The sequence below is a fragment of the Flavivirga abyssicola genome, assembly GCF_030540775.2.
Taxonomy (GTDB): domain Bacteria; phylum Bacteroidota; class Bacteroidia; order Flavobacteriales; family Flavobacteriaceae; genus Flavivirga; species Flavivirga abyssicola.
Genome location: NZ_CP141266.1, coordinates 1,343,983 through 1,361,526, shown reverse-complemented (window position 1 = coordinate 1,361,526; position 17,544 = coordinate 1,343,983). Strand labels below are relative to the sequence as shown.

The 17,544-nt window shown below is 32.8% G+C and carries 14 protein-coding genes; 11 read left to right on the top strand and 3 right to left on the bottom strand.

Features of this window, described 5'->3' with window-relative positions:
• The first annotated feature begins 80 nt into the window (after positions 1 to 80).
• The 5 genes from Q4Q34_RS05605 (at position 81) to Q4Q34_RS05585 (ending at position 5,014) form a co-directional block, all read left to right on the top strand.
• Positions 81 to 752, top strand: a complete 672-nt coding sequence (locus Q4Q34_RS05605) for a succinate dehydrogenase cytochrome b subunit (RefSeq protein ID WP_303318927.1) — start codon at positions 81 to 83, stop codon at positions 750 to 752.
• Positions 753 to 768: 16 nt separating this feature from the next.
• Positions 769 to 2,781 carry a fumarate reductase/succinate dehydrogenase flavoprotein subunit gene (locus tag Q4Q34_RS05600; RefSeq protein ID WP_303318926.1) on the top strand — a complete coding sequence of 671 codons (2,013 nt, stop codon included), beginning with the start codon at positions 769 to 771 and terminating at the stop codon, positions 2,779 to 2,781.
• Between the two features lie 24 nt (positions 2,782 to 2,805).
• Positions 2,806 to 3,105: a four helix bundle protein gene (locus Q4Q34_RS05595; RefSeq protein ID WP_303318925.1), complete on the top strand. Its 300-nt coding sequence runs from the start codon at positions 2,806 to 2,808 to the stop codon at positions 3,103 to 3,105.
• 160 nt (positions 3,106 to 3,265) lie between these two features.
• Positions 3,266 to 4,009, top strand: coding sequence for a succinate dehydrogenase/fumarate reductase iron-sulfur subunit (locus Q4Q34_RS05590; RefSeq protein ID WP_303318924.1), 744 nt, complete (start codon positions 3,266 to 3,268; stop codon positions 4,007 to 4,009).
• 87 nt (positions 4,010 to 4,096) lie between these two features.
• Positions 4,097 to 5,014: a M28 family peptidase gene (locus Q4Q34_RS05585; RefSeq protein WP_303318923.1), complete on the top strand. Its 918-nt coding sequence runs from the start codon at positions 4,097 to 4,099 to the stop codon at positions 5,012 to 5,014.
• Here Q4Q34_RS05585 and Q4Q34_RS05580 read toward each other — a convergent pair.
• Positions 5,011 to 8,433, bottom strand: coding sequence for a hypothetical protein (locus Q4Q34_RS05580; RefSeq protein ID WP_303318922.1), 3,423 nt, complete (start codon positions 8,431 to 8,433; stop codon positions 5,011 to 5,013). The genes Q4Q34_RS05585 and Q4Q34_RS05580 overlap by 4 nt on opposite strands.
• A 287-nt stretch (positions 8,434 to 8,720) precedes the next feature.
• On the opposite strand from Q4Q34_RS05580, the gene Q4Q34_RS05575 reads away from it, so the two are divergent.
• From Q4Q34_RS05575 to Q4Q34_RS05560, 4 genes are all read left to right on the top strand, one after another.
• On the top strand, positions 8,721 to 9,482 hold the full coding sequence (locus Q4Q34_RS05575) for an exodeoxyribonuclease III (protein WP_303318921.1): 762 nt from the start codon (positions 8,721 to 8,723) through the stop codon (positions 9,480 to 9,482).
• Positions 9,483 to 9,526: 44 nt separating this feature from the next.
• Entirely contained in the window at positions 9,527 to 10,486 is a 960-nt protein-coding gene (locus Q4Q34_RS05570; protein WP_303318920.1) for an OmpA family protein, read from the top strand.
• A 248-nt stretch (positions 10,487 to 10,734) separates the two neighbouring features.
• Positions 10,735 to 11,766 (top strand): NADP(H)-dependent aldo-keto reductase, encoded by a 1,032-nt coding sequence (locus Q4Q34_RS05565; RefSeq protein ID WP_303318919.1) that lies wholly within the window; start codon positions 10,735 to 10,737, stop codon positions 11,764 to 11,766.
• A 211-nt stretch (positions 11,767 to 11,977) separates the two neighbouring features.
• Positions 11,978 to 13,405 (top strand): M12 family metallopeptidase, encoded by a 1,428-nt coding sequence (locus Q4Q34_RS05560; RefSeq protein ID WP_303318918.1) that lies wholly within the window; start codon positions 11,978 to 11,980, stop codon positions 13,403 to 13,405.
• A 74-nt stretch (positions 13,406 to 13,479) separates the two neighbouring features.
• On the opposite strand, the gene Q4Q34_RS05555 is transcribed toward Q4Q34_RS05560, so the two are convergent.
• Both Q4Q34_RS05555 and Q4Q34_RS05550 read right to left on the bottom strand, forming a co-directional pair.
• A complete protein-coding gene (locus tag Q4Q34_RS05555; RefSeq protein ID WP_303318917.1) occupies positions 13,480 to 15,024 on the bottom strand; it encodes a ribonuclease E/G in 1,545 nt (514 codons plus the stop codon).
• 402 nt (positions 15,025 to 15,426) lie between these two features.
• On the bottom strand, positions 15,427 to 15,717 hold the full coding sequence (locus Q4Q34_RS05550) for an HU family DNA-binding protein (RefSeq protein ID WP_019386001.1): 291 nt from the start codon (positions 15,715 to 15,717) through the stop codon (positions 15,427 to 15,429).
• Positions 15,718 to 15,855: 138 nt separating this feature from the next.
• Between Q4Q34_RS05550 and mutY the strand changes: the two genes are divergently transcribed.
• Positions 15,856 to 16,896, top strand: coding sequence for an A/G-specific adenine glycosylase (gene mutY, locus Q4Q34_RS05545; protein ID WP_303318916.1), 1,041 nt, complete (start codon positions 15,856 to 15,858; stop codon positions 16,894 to 16,896).
• Positions 16,897 to 17,086: 190 nt separating this feature from the next.
• Positions 17,087 to 17,539: a single-stranded DNA-binding protein gene (locus tag Q4Q34_RS05540; RefSeq protein ID WP_303318915.1), complete on the top strand. Its 453-nt coding sequence runs from the start codon at positions 17,087 to 17,089 to the stop codon at positions 17,537 to 17,539.
• Positions 17,540 to 17,544: the final 5 nt, after the last annotated feature.

Below are 17,544 nucleotides of genomic sequence, written 5' to 3'. Positions count from 1 at the left end.
TAGTAAAAACATGACATTTGTTAGTTGTCTAAAACTTCATCCTAACTTACCTTTGTAAAAACAAAAATAACTTCAAAATAATGGGTGGATTTTTTAAATCTTCGATTGGAAGAAAAGTTGCAATGGCACTTTCTGCTTTCTTCCTCATGTTTTTCTTAATAATACATTTAGCAGTAAATATAACATCTTTATTTAGTGAAGATGTTTTTAATGAGCTATCTCATTTTATGGGAACAAATCCTCTAGTTCAATTTGCTTTACAACCAGTGTTAATATTTGGTGTTGTATTTCATTTTGTAATGGGGTTCGTATTAGAAATTAAGAACAAAAAAGCGAATGGCGTTGCATACGCCAAAAATAATGGTGCAGCAAACTCTACTTGGATGAGTAGAAATATGATTTACAGTGGGCTAGTAATATTAGCTTTTATTGTACTTCATTTTATAGATTTCTGGTTTCCGGAAATAAATAATAAATACATTCAAGGTGACATGTCTGGAATGCATGATGGAAGTTTTAGATATTTCCACGAATTGCAACACAAGTTTTTAAGTCCAGCCAGAGTAGGTGCCTATGTTGTTGCATTTATACTCTTAGCGTTACACTTACTGCACGGATTTACATCAGCATTCCAATCGGTAGGAGCTACAGCTGGACGTAAAAAAGCATTACAAACATTTGGAAAAGTATACTCGATTGTTATTCCGCTAGGATTTATAATAATTGCACTTTATCATCACCTTAACCATTAATCTTAAATAGTTTAGTATGGCTTTAGATTCAAAAGTACCAAAAGGTCCAATTAAAGATAAATGGACAGATTATAAAAATCATATCGACTTAGTAAACCCTGCTAATAAACGTCATATAGATGTTATTGTCGTAGGAACTGGTTTAGCAGGTGGCTCGGCTGCCGCTACTCTAGCAGAGCTAGGATATAATGTAAAAGCATTTGCTTATCAAGATTCTCCAAGGCGTGCGCATTCTATTGCTGCTCAAGGAGGTATTAATGCTGCAAAAAACTATCAAGGAGATGGTGATTCAACATATAGATTATTTTATGATACCGTAAAAGGTGGCGATTATCGTTCGCGTGAAGCAAACGTGCATCGTTTAGCTGAGGTATCTGCAAATATTATTGATCAATGTGTCGCACAAGGGGTTCCTTTTGCGCGTGATTATGGCGGGTTATTAGATAATCGTTCGTTTGGTGGTGTATTAGTATCAAGAACTTTTTATGCTAAAGGGCAAACAGGACAACAATTATTATTGGGAGCTTATTCAGCAATGAATAGACAAATTGCTCGTGGTAAAATTGAGATGTTTAACCGTCATGAAATGCTTGATGTTGTAAAAGTAGATGGGAAAGCAAGAGGTATTATCACTCGTAATTTAATTACTGGTGAAATAGAAAGACACTCGGCACATGCTGTTGTAATAGCTACTGGAGGTTATGGAAATGTATATTTCTTATCAACAAACGCTATGGGAAGTAATGCCACAGCTGCTTGGAAAATTCATAAAAAAGGAGCGTATTTCGCAAATCCGTGTTACACACAAATTCACCCAACATGTATTCCGCGTTCAGGAGATTATCAGTCTAAATTAACATTGATGTCTGAATCTCTACGTAACGATGGTCGCATTTGGGTTCCAAAGAAAATTGAAGATGCTCAAGCCATTCAGCAGGGTAAATTGAAACCAACCGATTTAGCTGAAGAAGATAGAGATTATTATTTAGAAAGACGTTATCCTGCATTTGGAAACTTAGTGCCTCGTGATGTAGCTTCAAGAGCTGCGAAAGAACGTTGTGATGAAGGTTTTGGAGTAAATGCAACAGGAGAAGCTGTTTATTTAGATTTTGCTGCTGCTATAGAACGTTACGGAAAAGAACAGGCAAAAATTCTAAATATAAATAACCCTTCTGAAGAAAAAATATACGAACTAGGGCAGGCTATCGTTGAAGCCAAATATGGAAACTTATTCCAAATGTATGAGAAAATTGTTGATGAGAATCCATACAAAACACCTATGATGATTTATCCAGCAACCCACTATACAATGGGAGGTATTTGGGTTGACTATAACTTAATGACTACTGTTGAAGGACTGTACTGTATTGGTGAGGCTAATTTCTCAGATCATGGAGCAAACAGACTTGGTGCTTCGGCATTAATGCAAGGTTTAGCAGACGGCTATTTTGTATTGCCTTATACAATAGGTGATTATTTATCGGATGATATTAGAACCGGAAAAATACCAACAGATACTAAGGAGTTTGAAGAAGCTGAAAAAGAAGTAAAAGACCGTATCGATTTCTTCATTAACAATAAAGGAACAAAATCTGTAGATCACTTCCACAAACGACTTGGAAAAGTTATGTGGGATAAAGTAGGTATGGCACGTAATGAAAAAGGACTTAATGAAGCTATGGCTGAAATTAAAGCCATTCGTGAAGAGTTCTGGAAAGAAGTTAAAGTACCGGGAAGTGCAAATGAAATGAACCCTGAACTTGAAAAAGCTAGTCGTGTTGCCGATTTCTTAGAATTAGGTGAATTATTTGCAAAAGACGCTTTAGTACGTGAAGAATCTTGTGGAGGTCACTTTAGAGAAGAGTCTGTTGAATTAGACGGCCCTCAAAAAGGAGAAGCTAAGCGTAATGATAAAGATTTTGCATTTGTTTCTGCATGGGAATATAAAGGAGAACCTGCCGATGCAGTTTTACATAAAGAAGAATTAGAATTTAAAGACATTGAATTGAAGCAGAGATCTTATAAATAGTTATTAATTATTTAGTTATTTTGGGTGACTAATTTTAAATCTTTTGAAGAATTGGCTTGTTGGAAAGAAGCGAGGAATTTAAGATTATTTGTAAAAAACCAAATAATTACTAAGATCCCTAATTCTGAGAAATTTGCTTTAATAGATCAAATTAAACGTTCATCACGTTCTATTGGAAATAATATTTCTGAAAGTTATGGAAGATTTCATTTTCAAGAGAACATTCAGTTTTGTAGGATAGCGAGAGGTTCTTTGTTTGAAACTCTTGATCATGGAATTATAGCTTTTGATGAAGGCTACATTTCAGAAGAAAAATTTAAATGAATTAAGAATAATACATAATAAAACGCTTTTGATTTTAAATGGATATATTAAATATTTAAAGAATCAAAAAGAAAAATAAAGTTATTAAGTTAATAGAAATTGTATCATAAAACTATTGTTCAATAGCCAAATAACTCAATAACCAAATAACTAAAAGAAAATGAATTTAACACTTAAAATTTGGAGACAAAAAGACTCAAATGCAAAGGGTCAAATGGTCGATTATAAAGTTACTGATATTTCAGAGCATATGTCTTTTTTAGAAATGATGGATGTTTTGAATGAGCAATTGGTGAATTCTGGCGAAGATCCTGTAGCATTCGATCATGATTGTCGCGAAGGTATTTGCGGAATGTGTTCTATGTACATTAATGGAGAAGCTCATGGCCCAGATAGAGGTATAACAACCTGTCAATTACACATGCGTATGTTTAATGATGGCGATACCATTACTATCGAACCATTTAGAGCAGCAGCATTTCCCGTAATAAAAGATTTAGTAGTAGACAGAATGGCTTTCGAGCGTATTCAGCAAGCTGGAGGATATATTTCTGTAAATACTTCAGGAAATACTCAAGATGCAAACGCAATTCCTATTTCAAAACATGCGGCTGATGAAGCCATGGATGCTGCTACGTGTATTGGTTGCGGGGCTTGTGTTGCAACTTGTAAAAACTCATCCGCGATGTTGTTTGTAGGTGCAAAAGTATCGCAATACGCATTATTACCTCAAGGACAAGTAGAAGCAGCAGATCGTGTTAAAAACATGGTTGCTCAAATGGATTTAGAAGGTTTTGGTAACTGTACAAATACAGGTGCTTGTGAAATTGAATGCCCTAAAGGGATTTCTTTAGATAACATTGCTAGAATGAATCGCGAGTTAATGAAAGCTAATATATCATAGTATTTTAGTTATACATATCTTAAAATTTAAGAACCCAGGCTCATGCTTGGGTTTTTTTGTTTAGATTTAAGAAATTAAATCTAGTAGATGAAAATAAAATTGATCGCCCTATGCCTGCTATGTCACTTCATATGTATACATGTTAATTCACAAATATGTGAAAAAGAAGCTAGTTCCTTTTGTGGAGAATCTATGTTAAAGCATTTAAAATCGTTGTCATCTGATGCTTTCGAAGGTAGAAGAACAGGGACTAGAGGGGCCTTAAAAACTAGAAAATATATCATAAATCAGTTTCATTCGCTAAATGTTCAACCATTAGGAAAAGGCTACGAGCAAGCATTTTTGTTTGTAAAAAAACAAAAAGAATATCAGGCAATAAATATTCTAGGGCTAATAAAAGGCACCAAAAACCCTGATGAGTATATAGTTATTAGTGCACATTATGACCATGAAGGGATTAAAAAAGGGGAGATTTACAATGGCGCCGATGATAATGCTTCCGGATTAAGCGCATTGTTTGGTTTTGGTGAATATTTTAAAAATAATCCACCAAAGTATTCAGTTATTTTAGCAGCATTTGATGGTGAAGAATTGGGGCTACTAGGATCAAAACACTTTGTGAAAAATCCGATTATTCCATTAAAAAACATCAAAGTAAATATCAATATGGATATGATTGGTAGGAGTGAAAAGAATGAATTATATGTGGTTGGAACAGAACGTAACAAAAAATTGAAACATGCGGTTAGCTATTATCAACACTCTAAGAAAATTAAACTCATAGAAGGGCATAATGATAGTGACGCTTTAGAGAACTGGACCTATTCATCGGATCATATGAATTTTTATAAAAAAGGTATTCCATTTTTATACTTTGGGGTAGAAGATCATAATGATTACCATGAACCTACAGATGATTATGAAAACATTCATCCAGAATTTTATATAGAAGCTGTAAAAGTTATTGTTTCAGTTTTTGAAAAAATAGATAACTTAAGATTTTAGAAATAGGCTTTTAATTGAATAGCCCCAGTATGTATGGTTTTGCTGGTTTCTGTTTTTCTTCCGAAATAACTTAAATTAAGATCGAGAAAAGCAGTTAGTTTTTTTTGAGCTAGTAGGGTCCATGTAAAATTTTTACCAGGCTGTAACCCTTCTAACATTTGATAAGCAACAGGTGTGTTGGGGTTACCATTAAAGATATTTGAGAAATAATTAAACTCACCATTTATAGCACTTTTTTGACTATTGGCTAAAGTAAAAGACGCACCATATTTTTGTTGTTCTAAAGACTCTAGGTTCCCTATCGTATTATTTTTGCTTGCATACTGATAAAATATATCAAAACTGGAATTGTCATTAAATAAATAAGACAATTTTGGATTAAGCAACTGCTCTTCAAAATTATAATTTTTACTTGCAAAGTTTTCGCTAATACTTTCATTCGTGTTAAAAGATGAAAGTATACTTATTAACCAACTTTCGGCAATTTTATGATTGAAATTGAGTTGATGACTTTTTAATCCGTTTTCAATGAATCCAACAGATAGAATATTTCGGGTTGAATTATCAAGATAAGTATAAGACGTTGTGTAATGTTGTTTACCTCTATTAAAAAACAAAACATTTCTAAAATTTAATTGCAACCCTAACTGACCCGCTTCATTATTTTCAAAAGGGTTAAGATTAAAGCTATTACCCTCTCGTCGTATCTTTCTATCAATTAAATAACTGGTTTGATTATAAAAATGAGACCAGAATTTTTTTGATTTACTTTTACTAACAGCCCATTGAGAAGGGTTAATTGTGAGTGTTTGACTTAGCCTGTTTTGATGTGTTTTTATAAAAACTCGATTAGGTAAAAGGACTCTTATGTATTTCCCTTGATCTTGAAATTGAGCAATTTCAAACTCTTCAAGTTCCTGAATGCCATTTTCGTTATAATCAATCCAGGTATATGTACCTTGCCCTGCTTCAACTTCAACATAAGTGAAATCTTGCTGGGGCAATGTTCCAGAATTCGTTTCAAAAATGGTATTCCACTGCACAATTTGCTTAAAAAGCTTTTGATTAAATTGTAGTCTGGAATTTATAGAGCGTTCATCTTCAATCTCACTATCTTCATTTTTTAAAGTTCTATAATTAGCATATAAAGATAGGTTCGTATTTTCATTTTTGACTAACCGCGAATCTAAATAGAATGTATTGGAAGTATTTACTTTTTGTAATTCATTATTTCTTATACTATCATTTACTCGGTTTTTATATCCTATTTCGGCAAAAACTTTGGTGCTATCACCAACTCCAACAAATACTTCGTAGGATTTAAATTTCTGACTTAAAGGTGTTAATGTCTCGGTTGAAATATCTTTTTGTTCATTGTCTTCAATAGCTATTATACTTCCTAACCAGCTTTTTTGCATACCATAAGTAATACGATTATAAGACCTTAAAAATGTTGAGGTATTACTATTAGAATTGGCATTTAAAAAACTAGAATAAGATGAGATGCTAAACTTATTTAGACGCAAATTTAGATTGGCAACATGCCTATTCCCATTAAAGTTTTCAGAGTAACCTAAATGCTCAAATTGATAGTTGACAATACCTTTTTCGGGATGAAAAAACCGAAAACCAGAGTTTAATAAAACTTGATCCCCTAAGTTTATTACGGTTTGATTTCCAGAAGGTAATTCTAAGTTCCAATCGCGGTTAAACTCAGCATTATATAAACGCTCAATGGTTTTGAAGTTTTCCTGAATATAATCGGTATTAGCAAAAGCACTTAAACTCCAAAGACTATCATTTTTTATAAGCTTCTGTTCAATATTTAATTTACCAGCAAAACCATCGTTATCATCATCATTTAAACCTGAAAATAAGTTTAAATCATTTTTACTACCGGAAGCTTCAAAAATAATATTGGTTTTTTCTGATGGCTTATAATGTCCATTTATTACAGCAATTTGAAGCTTAGTAGGAGCAACTAATTGAACAATGGGGGCATAATTCCCTTGAGAAATTCCCACAAATTCATAAATATTATTAATAGCCGTTGTATTGCTTAAAATGTAGTCACCCTGATTGTCGCCAACTAATGTAAAAGTAACCCGATATAATTCATCATCAGGACTATTCGAAAAAACAAAAGCTTCTACGCCACCAATGAGTTCTTTCTTATATAAAATTCTATTTTCGTTTAAAGTTTCTTGAATTTCAGAGGGAGCTACCATCAAACTTCTATCATCCCCAGCATTAGATAATACCTGTACCTGTTCTTCGGATAAGTTTTGTTGAAGCGGTTGATTTTTTGCATCATTTTCAGAATAAACAGAAACGCCAATTTTTAGTTTGTCGCTTTCAAATCGTCCGCCCCCATACGCTACAAAGCGTGAATAATTACGTTCGCTAAATTGATAATCGACAGTAATTCTCATTTCAGAAGTAATAGGGTACGTAGCGTTGAATATAATTTCTCCAGCATTATAATCTATAATATAATCCTGATCCTCACCACGTTTTACGGCAACACCATTTACGTAAACCGTTTCGCTACCCGATACAATTAGCACAAATAATTCACCATTCTGTCCTTGTAATTTGTAAGGGCCTTGATTACCCTCTTGTGCTGTAAACTGGCTTCTTGTAAACTGTCCACGCACAATAGCTCCAGAAGCAAACAAATTGGTTTGAGAATCTTCATCTCCTAACCTAGCCTTAACAGATAAGCCTTGAACACGTTTAGAAAAACTTGCGAAATAAGAATCTGTATTCAGTAAATCTATATCACCAGCCCTAACATTCCAACGATCGCTAAACAATTCAATAAAAACCTGGTCGAATTCATCTAATCGCTGTGAATAACCACTTTCTTGTAACGGAATATTAGCATCCTGTATAGATGCCCTAAGGGAGACCTTATCATTAAGTTTCCCTGTTATTTGAAGGTCTAATTCACTATTTAAAACCGAATTTTGGTTGTTTCCAATAGTAACGCCTCTTGAAATACTTCCAGAAGTGGTTAAACCATCAAAAGGCGTGAAATTCTTCGAATCGTTTGGTTTAGACAGTTTATATAATTTTTTGAGATTTTCATTGTTTTCAACAATAATACCCTCATCCAATTGCTGGTAGGTCTTAGTTAAAAAATCAGGAAACCTTAAATAGTTGATAATGATTGAATCAGTTTCAATAGGCTTTTTAAAAGTAAGAACAGCTTTGGCAAAATCGACTGAATAGAAAGTTGAGTCAATAATTGTGTTATCTTTTTTTCTTATTGAGAATGCGCCAGAATTTATACTTACGCTGTCAATACGAATAAGGTTTTTTACAGCAACCTTTATAGTTTTATAGTTTGAAACGGGCTCTTGAGTAAATCCACAAAAACCAATTAAAAATATAAGAATTGATGTAATAAACTTCATTATATACTTAAACTGCAAATAGTTTAAAATATTTTGTTAATATAATTCGTTAAACCTGTTGTAATAACTAATATAATGCCTTCAAGGAAACTTGAAAATATATTATAAGCTTGTCTTTCACAATAAAAAGGGAATTTGAATAAAAATAAATTTTTATTTGATAGCGTAAAAGTAACGTATTATTTATTTTAGCTAGATGAAATGCGCATAATTAACGATTTTGATACTTGTCAAAATATTTTACTATGTGAATTACAGCAAATAATTACAACAAGAACCATAAACTAATGAAAATTATATCATATAATGTAAACGGCATTCGGGCGGCAATAAACAAAGGCTTTGTAGATTGGTTAAAAAGTGCTAATCCAGATGTTATTTGCTTACAAGAAATAAAGGCATTAAAAGAGCAGTTAGATTTAGATGTTTTTGTGGAAGCAGGTTATAAATATAATTATTGGTTTAGTGCTCAAAAAAAGGGGTATAGCGGAGTTGCAATTCTAAGCAAGACAGAACCAAATCATATAGAATACGGTACAGGCATTGAATCTATGGATTTTGAAGGTAGAAATATACGTGCTGATTTTAATGGTGTATCTGTTATGAGTTTGTATTTACCATCGGGAACCAATGATGCACGTTTAAATCATAAGTTAGAATACATGGACATGTTTCAAGATTATATAAACAATCTTAAAAAAGAGCGGCCTAATCTTGTTGTTTGTGGTGATTATAATATTTGTCATGAAGAGATTGATATCCATAACCCTAAAATGAAAGGTGTGTCCGGATTTTTACCAGTAGAACGTGAGTGGATAGGGCGTTTTATTGATAGTGGATTTATAGACTCGTTTAGATATTTAAATGCAGAAACCCAGCAATACAGTTGGTGGAGTTACCGAGCAAATGCCCGTGCGAATAACAAAGGTTGGCGATTGGATTATGCCATGGTTGCAGAACCATTACAAGAAAAAATAGAAAGAGCCGTTATACTCTCTGAAGCTGTACATAGTGATCATTGTCCAATTTTAGTAGAAATAGATAATTAAAATACATTTTATAAATAAGTAAATAACAAATGAACCCAAACGGAATGATTAAAAAAATCTTATTAACAGTATTAACTTTAACGTTTTTAGTGTCTTGTGTATCTCCAAAAATATATAAAGAACTGGAAGACAAATATGGTGATTTAAAAGAGGAAAACAGAAAACTTTCAAATGAAAACGATGCGCTTTTAAGTGCCAAAAATGCTGCAGAAAATGAACTTAAACAACTTCAAAAAGCTTATGATGAAGCTGTTCAACAACGCGATAAATTACAAGCAGATTATAAAGCTTCTAAATCTAATTACGATAACTTAAAAAATTCTTACGATGCTTTAGAAAAAAATAGTTCTAGCGCCATAGCGAGAAATTCTAAAAAGAATAGAGAACTATTAGCCAAATTAGAAGCAAAAGAACAAGCGTTAGCTGACGAAAATGCGCGTTTAGCAAGACTTAAAAAGGAATTAGAAGATAGATCGAATAGAGTGGCAGAATTAGAGAGCGTTATTGCTTCAAAAGATGCAGCGATGACACAATTAAAGAATGCTATTTCTAGAGCTTTAACAGATTTTGAAGGTAAAGGATTAACAGTAGAGCAACGCGACGGAAAAGTATATGTGTCTATGGAGAATAAACTATTATTTGGATCAGGTAGTTGGGCTGTTGGTGCCGAAGGACGACGAGCTGTACAACAATTAGGAAGTGTACTAGGTGATAATCCAGACATAGCGGTTTTAATAGAAGGTCATACAGATAATGTACCTTATAAAGGAAGTGGACAATTAAGTGGTAACTGGGATTTATCAACCAAACGTGCTACGGCTATTGTGAAAATTTTAAAAGAAAACACGTCTATAAATCCAGAAAATTTAACAGCAGCTGGTCGTGGTGAATTTGCTCCTATTGCTTCAAATGGGACTGCTGCAGGTAAAGCTAAAAACAGACGTATTGAGGTGATTTTGACTCCTAAATTAGATGAACTATCTAAGCTGTTAAACGAAAATTAAAATATTGTCATTCCTGCCTTTCGTCTTAGCTCAAGATAGGCTGCGGCAGGAATTCTATTTAAAAAACCTTTCAGGGTCCTTATTAACTCTGAAAGGTTTTTTATCTTTATCGACTAGTGAAACACAATTTAACTTTCATTCCTGCTGAAGTGGGTATCCATTAGAAAATAAGAAATTTCAATTAAAGAGATTCCCGCCTTACTGAAACAAGTTCAGAGCAAGTCGCGGGAGTGGTAAAAAACATATAGATGAAATACACAACACTACCAAATACCAATATAAAAGTTAGTAAAATATGTTTGGGTTCCATGACATGGGGCAATCAAAATACAGAAACCGAAGGGCATGCTCAACTAGATTATGCTTTAGATCAAGGTATTAATTTTATAGATACTGCCGAGCTATATCCAGTACCTGCAACGGCAGAAATGAGTGGGCGAACTAGCAAAATTATTGGTACTTGGTTACAAAAAACAGGCCATAGAGATAAAGTTATTATCGCTTCTAAAATTGCAGGGCCGGGAGATTATACAGCACATATTCGTAAAACAGGATTTAGTCCAAATGCAATAAAAGAAGCTATAGATTTAGAGCTTAAAAGATTGCAAACGGATTATATAGATTTATACCAATTACATTGGCCAGAACGCGATACCAATAGATTTGGCATTAGGGATTACAAACATGATGCTAAATGGGAAGATAATTTTAATGAAATTCTTCATAGTTTGGATACTCAAATTAAAGCTGGTAAAATAAGGCATATTGGACTATCAAACGAAAACTCTTGGGGAGCCATGCGCTATTTAGAAGAATCTAAAAAACACAATTTACCTAGAGTGATAACCATTCAAAATGCTTATTCCATGTTAACTAGGACATTTGAAACTGATTTGGCAGAAGTAGCTTTAAGGGAAAATGTAGGCTTGTTAGCCTATTCGCCAATGGCATTTGGGGTGCTTTCCGGCAAGTATGTTAAAGGCAATGCAGCAGATAATGCCAGACTTAAATTATTTCCAAGATTTGCCAGATATAGTGGAAAACAAGCAGCTGTAGCGACTAAGCGTTATTTAAAAATTGCTGAAGATCATGGTTTAACTCTAGCGCAAATGGCGTTAGCATTTGTAACTCAGCAACCCTTTGTTACCAGTACTATAATTGGAGCAACTAATTTAGAACAGCTTAAAGAAAATATAGATAGTATTCATGTTACTTTAAATGATGAGGTATTAACTCAAATTAATGAAGCACATAACATGATGCCTAATCCAGCACCTTAAAGTAATTTTGTCATTTTATATCAAACGATTAACCTATTATTATTTGATTTTCAATAGGTTATAAATAACTTCATTTTACGGTTTTGCCACAACGGTATTTTTGTTTTTTCGACGAAATACACAATTTTTCGTATGCTAAAAAGTAGATTTTTAAGACGAACCTGTAAGTTTAACTAGATAGTAATTTTATTAATTTTTAAACTTAATTAAAATGAAAAACAAATTTAGTATTGTCAAGTTATTTTTTGTGTTTGTAATACCATTATTTTTATTTCAGAATTGTTCTGAAAATATGGAAGAAGGTGAAATCAATCGACCTGAAGATTCAATTAACGTAACCCCAGAACAGGCTTATCCAAATTTTATTGGAGAAATAGTTACTATTAATTATCGCGGTGTAGATCTTAAGGTTATGAAGAAAGGGAATGAATATATTTTCCAAGGAGATATAATAATAGCTCAAGAAGATTTAGATAAAGATCGTGACAAATCTTTTAATAAGTCTGCTGTTGAAAGTGGAAGTGCCTACAGATGGCCATGTAATATAGTATATTATACAATTAATAATAACCTTCCTAGTCAGAATAGGGTTGCAGATGCAATTGCACATTGGGAAGCAAATACTTCACTTACATTTGTTCAACGTACTACCCAAAGCGACTATATTGAATTCATTTCAGCCGCTGCAGGTAGTTGTTATTCAGATTGGATAGGGAAAAAAGGAGGTAGACAAGAAATCGGCTTAGGCTCTGGGTGTTCAACGGGAAATACAATTCACGAAATTGGACATGCTATAGGGTTTTTCCATGAACAAACGAGACAAGATAGAGATAATCATGTTCAAATTCATTACAATAATATTATTTCAGGAGCTACTACTAATTTTGATAGATATACAACAAGAACTAGTACTGGCGAAGATATTGGTAGTTTTGATTTTGGATCAATCATGATGTATGGGTCTGATTTTTTTTCAAGCAATGGACAGCCAACAATTACAAAGCTTGATGGGTCTACTTTTAATGTGCAACGTAATGGTTTATCTGCTGGTGATATAGTTGGAGCAAATTATTTATACCCTAAACCAACCATTTCAGGCTCTCAATTAATTTGCGGTAATTCTACAAAAACATATACGTTAACAAATGGTGGTAGTTCTGTTACATGGCAAGTACCATCGTATTTGCAAATTTTATCTCAATCTAATACAGGTATTACTGTACGGCCTACAAGTAGTACTATTAGTGGAAGTGGTTATGTAAGAGCAATTACCTCTTGTAGCACAGTACAAAAAAACATTTGGGTGGGTACGCAGTATATAGAAGATATTCAATTTAGTAATGGGATTGGCGAAGAGTGGTATTTTTGTAGTAGTCATACTAATAATCAGTATGATTTATATCCAAAGATACAAGGGAATACCTATCAAGTACGTTTGCTAAGTTTTCCTAGTTTAAATGTTTTATATACATCATCAACTACTACGAGTAGTTTTGGAACACTCAATTATACACCGTCTCCTGGTTGGTATGTTTTTGAGGCTAGAATGACAAATTCTTGTGGAACTTCTCAATGGCTTGGATATGAAGTCGAGTTTGTTGATTGTAACCAAGGAGGAGGGCAAGGAGAAGAATTTTAATTTCTAAAATTTAGAACATAGATTTTTCTTAAAAACAAAAACCCCTTGCTAAATGAATAGCAAGGGGCTTTAAATTATTTAATTTGATTACCATCTTTATCGAAAAAGTGGTATTCTAGATATGTGTAAGCATCTCTTGGTAAAACTTTGACCCATTTTTTGTGTTCAAAAAACCATTTTGAACGTATCGATGGAAAACCTTTTGTTAGAAAGGCTGCTATAAAAGGATGTGTGTTTAAAGTCAACTTTTTATAGTCTTTTTTTAATAGTTGTTCAAGATCGTGTGTTACTTTTTGCACCAATCCTATAGGTGCTTCAACCTCAGAACCATTTAAACCGTTAGGGTTTTCCTCTCGGGTTTTAATATTCATTTCTGGGCGAACGCGTTGTCTTGTTATTTGTATCAATCCGAATTTGCTAGGAGGCAATATTTTATGTTTAGCTCGGTCATCCTTCATTTCATCGCGAAGGTGATTAAATAATTTTTGCCTGTTTTCAGCATTAGTCATATCGATAAAATCTACTACAATAATGCCACCCATATCACGTAAACGTAATTGACGAGCCATTTCTGTAGCTGCTATTAGATTAACTTCTAATGCTGTATCCTCTTGATTATTGGCTTTGTTAGATCTGTTGCCGCTGTTTACATCTATAACATGCAGTGCTTCGGTGTGTTCGACAACCAAATAAGCACCTTTAGCCATAGAAACGGTTTTGCCAAAGGAAGTTTTTATTTGTCTTTCAATTCCAAATTTTTCGAAAATTGGAACTTTAGACTGATACAATTTAACTATTGATTCTTTTTTTGGTGCAATTTCTTGCACATAATCTTTAATTTGAATGTAAAGCTCTTCATCATCAACATGAATACTTGTAAAGGTGTCATTAAATATGTCTCGTAAAATAGACGAGGCCTTATTCATTTCTCCTAATACTTTACTTGGATGATGTGCTTTGTGTAGCTTCTTACACATTGCCGTCCAACGACTAAGCAAATTTTGTAAGTCTTTATCTAGTTCTGCTACTTTTCTGCCTTGTGCTACGGTGCGTACAATAATGCCGAAACCTGGTGGAGTTATACTCTTTACCAATCGTTTTAATCGGTCTTTTTCTTCCCTGTCTTCTATTTTTTGAGAAATAGAAATACGACTAGAAAAAGGAACTAAAACAATATATCTGCCAGCAATAGAAAGCTCAGAGCTTATTCTAGGGCCTTTTGTAGATATAGGTTCTTTAACTATTTGTACTAATAGCGATTGATTAGATTTTAAGACGTCGGCAATTTTGCCGTCTTTCTCAATATCTTTTTCAAATGGAAAGTCTTTTAAAGAAAAATCTTTTAGTTTACCTGTGCTTACACGTTTTGTGAATTTTAAAAGGGAAGGTAGTTTTGGTCCTAAATCATGATAATGCAAAAATGCATCTTTCTCATAACCTACATTAACAAATGCAGCATTTAAACCAGGAACGGCTTTTCTTATTTTGGCTATAAACACATCACCAACAGAAAAGTCATTACTATCTTCATCCTTCTGTAATTCAATAAGTTTTCCATCTTTTAATAAGGCAAAATCAACATTTTCGGAACTAGATCGAATAATCAATTCTTTATCCATTTAGTTAATTTTTATCCATACAATTAAGTACAGATGGATTATACATTATTTCTACCTAACAATAAAAAAACAATATTTATTGCTAGATATTGTACCTTAATTAGTCTTAGAGATTCAAAACTAATTTTTTATTAAGGTACTTCACAGGATTTTTGAATCCGTGGAGTTCATAAAACACTAAAAACGTTCAGAATTATAATGAACTCATTTCAAAGAACTTGTTATTTTTAAAACCAAAAGAAGTAGTTAGATTAACTACTTCTTTGATTTATTTTTTCTTTTTGTGACGGTTGGCACGTCTACGCTTCTTACGCTTATGCGTTGCAACCTTATGTCTTTTACGTTTTTTACCACTTGGCATAAATAGTGTCTTTTAAATTAATAATTATTTAGTTTAATGTTTTATTTAACGTCTACATTTGTTTTAACACCTTCAACAAAAACTTTTGCAGGTTTAAATGCAGGAATATTATGAGCTGGTATTTTTATAGTTGTGTTCTTAGAAATATTTCTACCTGTTTTTTCCGCTCTTGTTTTAATAATGAAGCTTCCAAAACCTCTTAAGTATACATTATCACCGCTTTCTAAAGAAGTTTTTACTTCTTCCATAAATGTTTCAACAGTTGCTTGAACATCTCCTTTTTCAATTCCTAGTTTTTCAGAAATTTTTGCTACTAAATCAGCCTTCGTCATTTTAATATTTTATTTTTTAAGTTACTATCAATTTCGAGGGATGCAAATATAGGAATTTAATATTCAATATTTCAAACCTAATTCATTAAAATTTAAGATTATAAACGTTTATTTTTGTGCGCAGTATATATTGGATAAATGATATTTTCAGAAATTTTAATTCACTGGTATTCAAATAATAAGAGAGAGCTTCCTTGGAGGCAAACAAAAGATCCTTATTACATATGGTTGTCAGAAATTATCTTACAACAAACACAAGTTAAACAAGGGCTTCCATATTATATGTCATTTACCAATACATTTCCTACGGTTTTTGATCTTGCTAAAGCAGATGAAGAAGACGTACTTAAATTATGGCAAGGACTTGGGTATTACTCTAGGGCAAGGAATTTACACGCAACAGCCAAATACATTGCAGACCAATTAAATGGTGAGTTTCCTGATAATTATAAAGACTTATTAAAGCTAAAAGGTGTGGGGGATTATACGGCAAGTGCCATAGCATCTATTTGTTTTAATGAAGTTACTGCAGTTGTTGATGGTAACGTATATAGAGTCTTATCAAGGTATTTTGGAATTGATACACCTATAAATTCTTCGAAAGGAGCTAAGGAGTTTAAAGCACTGGCTCAGGAGTTAATCGATAAAAAAAATCCGGCAGAGTTTAATCAAGCCATTATGGAGTTTGGTGCTACACAGTGCAAGCCTAAAAATCCGGATTGTAATATTTGCCCTTATAATAAAGGATGTATTGCTTTCAATAAAAAAACCATAAATAGTTTACCTGTTAAAATTAAATCTGCAAAAGCGAAAAAGAAGTATTTCAATTTTTTGGTGTTTATTTCTGAAGATGAAAAGACCGTTTTGGAAAAGCGAGAAGGTAAGGGCATTTGGCAAAACTTATATCAATTCCCTCTTATTGAGACCAATAAGAATATTGATGATAAAACTTTAAAAACACTCATAAAGGCACATGGTTTAATTAAAGGTATGCCGTTTGAACTATCATTATATAATAAAGATGTTGTAGTACATAAATTATCCCATCAGCATTTGTATACTAAGTTTTGGGTTGTAAATGTAAATAAGCTTTTAGTAGAAGGCATTCCAATAAATCAAATACATAATTATGCAGTGCCCATTCTAATAGGGAATTTTATTGAAACTTTTAATTTTTAAATAGCCCTTAAACTTAAATTTCAAGTCAATTTAAATGTCTTTCTATTGAAATCGTAACATTTATGGAGAATGATTTTTTTAGTAATTCCTTATTTTTGATTAGTTTAGATACAACAATCATATTTTTTTATTAATTTTAAAAAAATGCAGCGCAATATTGTAATTTTGCGTTCTAAAGTAAACAATAATTATGTCTGGAACATTAAATAAAGTCATGCTAATTGGGCATTTAGGAGATGAAGTAAAAATGCATTATTTTGAAGGCGGTGGTTGTGTTGGTCGGTTTCCTTTAGCTACAAACGAAACATATACGAATAAGCAAACTAACGAGCGGGTTACAAATACAGAGTGGCACAATATTGTTGTTAGAAATAAAGGCGCTGAGATTTGCGAAAAATATTTGAGTAAAGGTGATAAGGTTTATATAGAAGGTAGGTTGAAAACGAGAAAATGGCAGGATGATAGCGGCAATGAGAGATACTCTACCGAAATACAATGTAATGATTTTACATTCCTTTCAACCAAAAAGGAGAGTGAGAATAACGCAGCCGCTGCGAGCAAATCAATGGCTCAAAAACCTGTTGAAAATGAACCGTCAACTAACAAACCCGTAGGGGAAGAAAATGATGATCTTCCATTTTAATTTAA

Coding starts and splice junctions, on each gene's coding strand:
- Q4Q34_RS05600 (WP_303318926.1), top strand. CDS start 769: ATGGCTTTAGATTCAAAAGTACCAAAAGGTCCAATTAAAGATAAATGG.
- mutY (WP_303318916.1), top strand. CDS start 15,856: ATGATATTTTCAGAAATTTTAATTCACTGGTATTCAAATAATAAGAGA.
- Q4Q34_RS05540 (WP_303318915.1), top strand. CDS start 17,087: ATGTCTGGAACATTAAATAAAGTCATGCTAATTGGGCATTTAGGAGAT.
- Q4Q34_RS05550 (WP_019386001.1), bottom strand. CDS start 15,717: ATGACGAAGGCTGATTTAGTAGCAAAAATTTCTGAAAAACTAGGAATT.
- Q4Q34_RS05565 (WP_303318919.1), top strand. CDS start 10,735: ATGAAATACACAACACTACCAAATACCAATATAAAAGTTAGTAAAATA.
- Q4Q34_RS05590 (WP_303318924.1), top strand. CDS start 3,266: ATGAATTTAACACTTAAAATTTGGAGACAAAAAGACTCAAATGCAAAG.
- Q4Q34_RS05605 (WP_303318927.1), top strand. CDS start 81: ATGGGTGGATTTTTTAAATCTTCGATTGGAAGAAAAGTTGCAATGGCA.
- Q4Q34_RS05560 (WP_303318918.1), top strand. CDS start 11,978: ATGAAAAACAAATTTAGTATTGTCAAGTTATTTTTTGTGTTTGTAATA.
- Q4Q34_RS05580 (WP_303318922.1), bottom strand. CDS start 8,433: ATGAAGTTTATTACATCAATTCTTATATTTTTAATTGGTTTTTGTGGA.
- Q4Q34_RS05555 (WP_303318917.1), bottom strand. CDS start 15,024: ATGGATAAAGAATTGATTATTCGATCTAGTTCCGAAAATGTTGATTTT.
- Q4Q34_RS05585 (WP_303318923.1), top strand. CDS start 4,097: ATGAAAATAAAATTGATCGCCCTATGCCTGCTATGTCACTTCATATGT.
- Q4Q34_RS05575 (WP_303318921.1), top strand. CDS start 8,721: ATGAAAATTATATCATATAATGTAAACGGCATTCGGGCGGCAATAAAC.
- Q4Q34_RS05570 (WP_303318920.1), top strand. CDS start 9,527: ATGATTAAAAAAATCTTATTAACAGTATTAACTTTAACGTTTTTAGTG.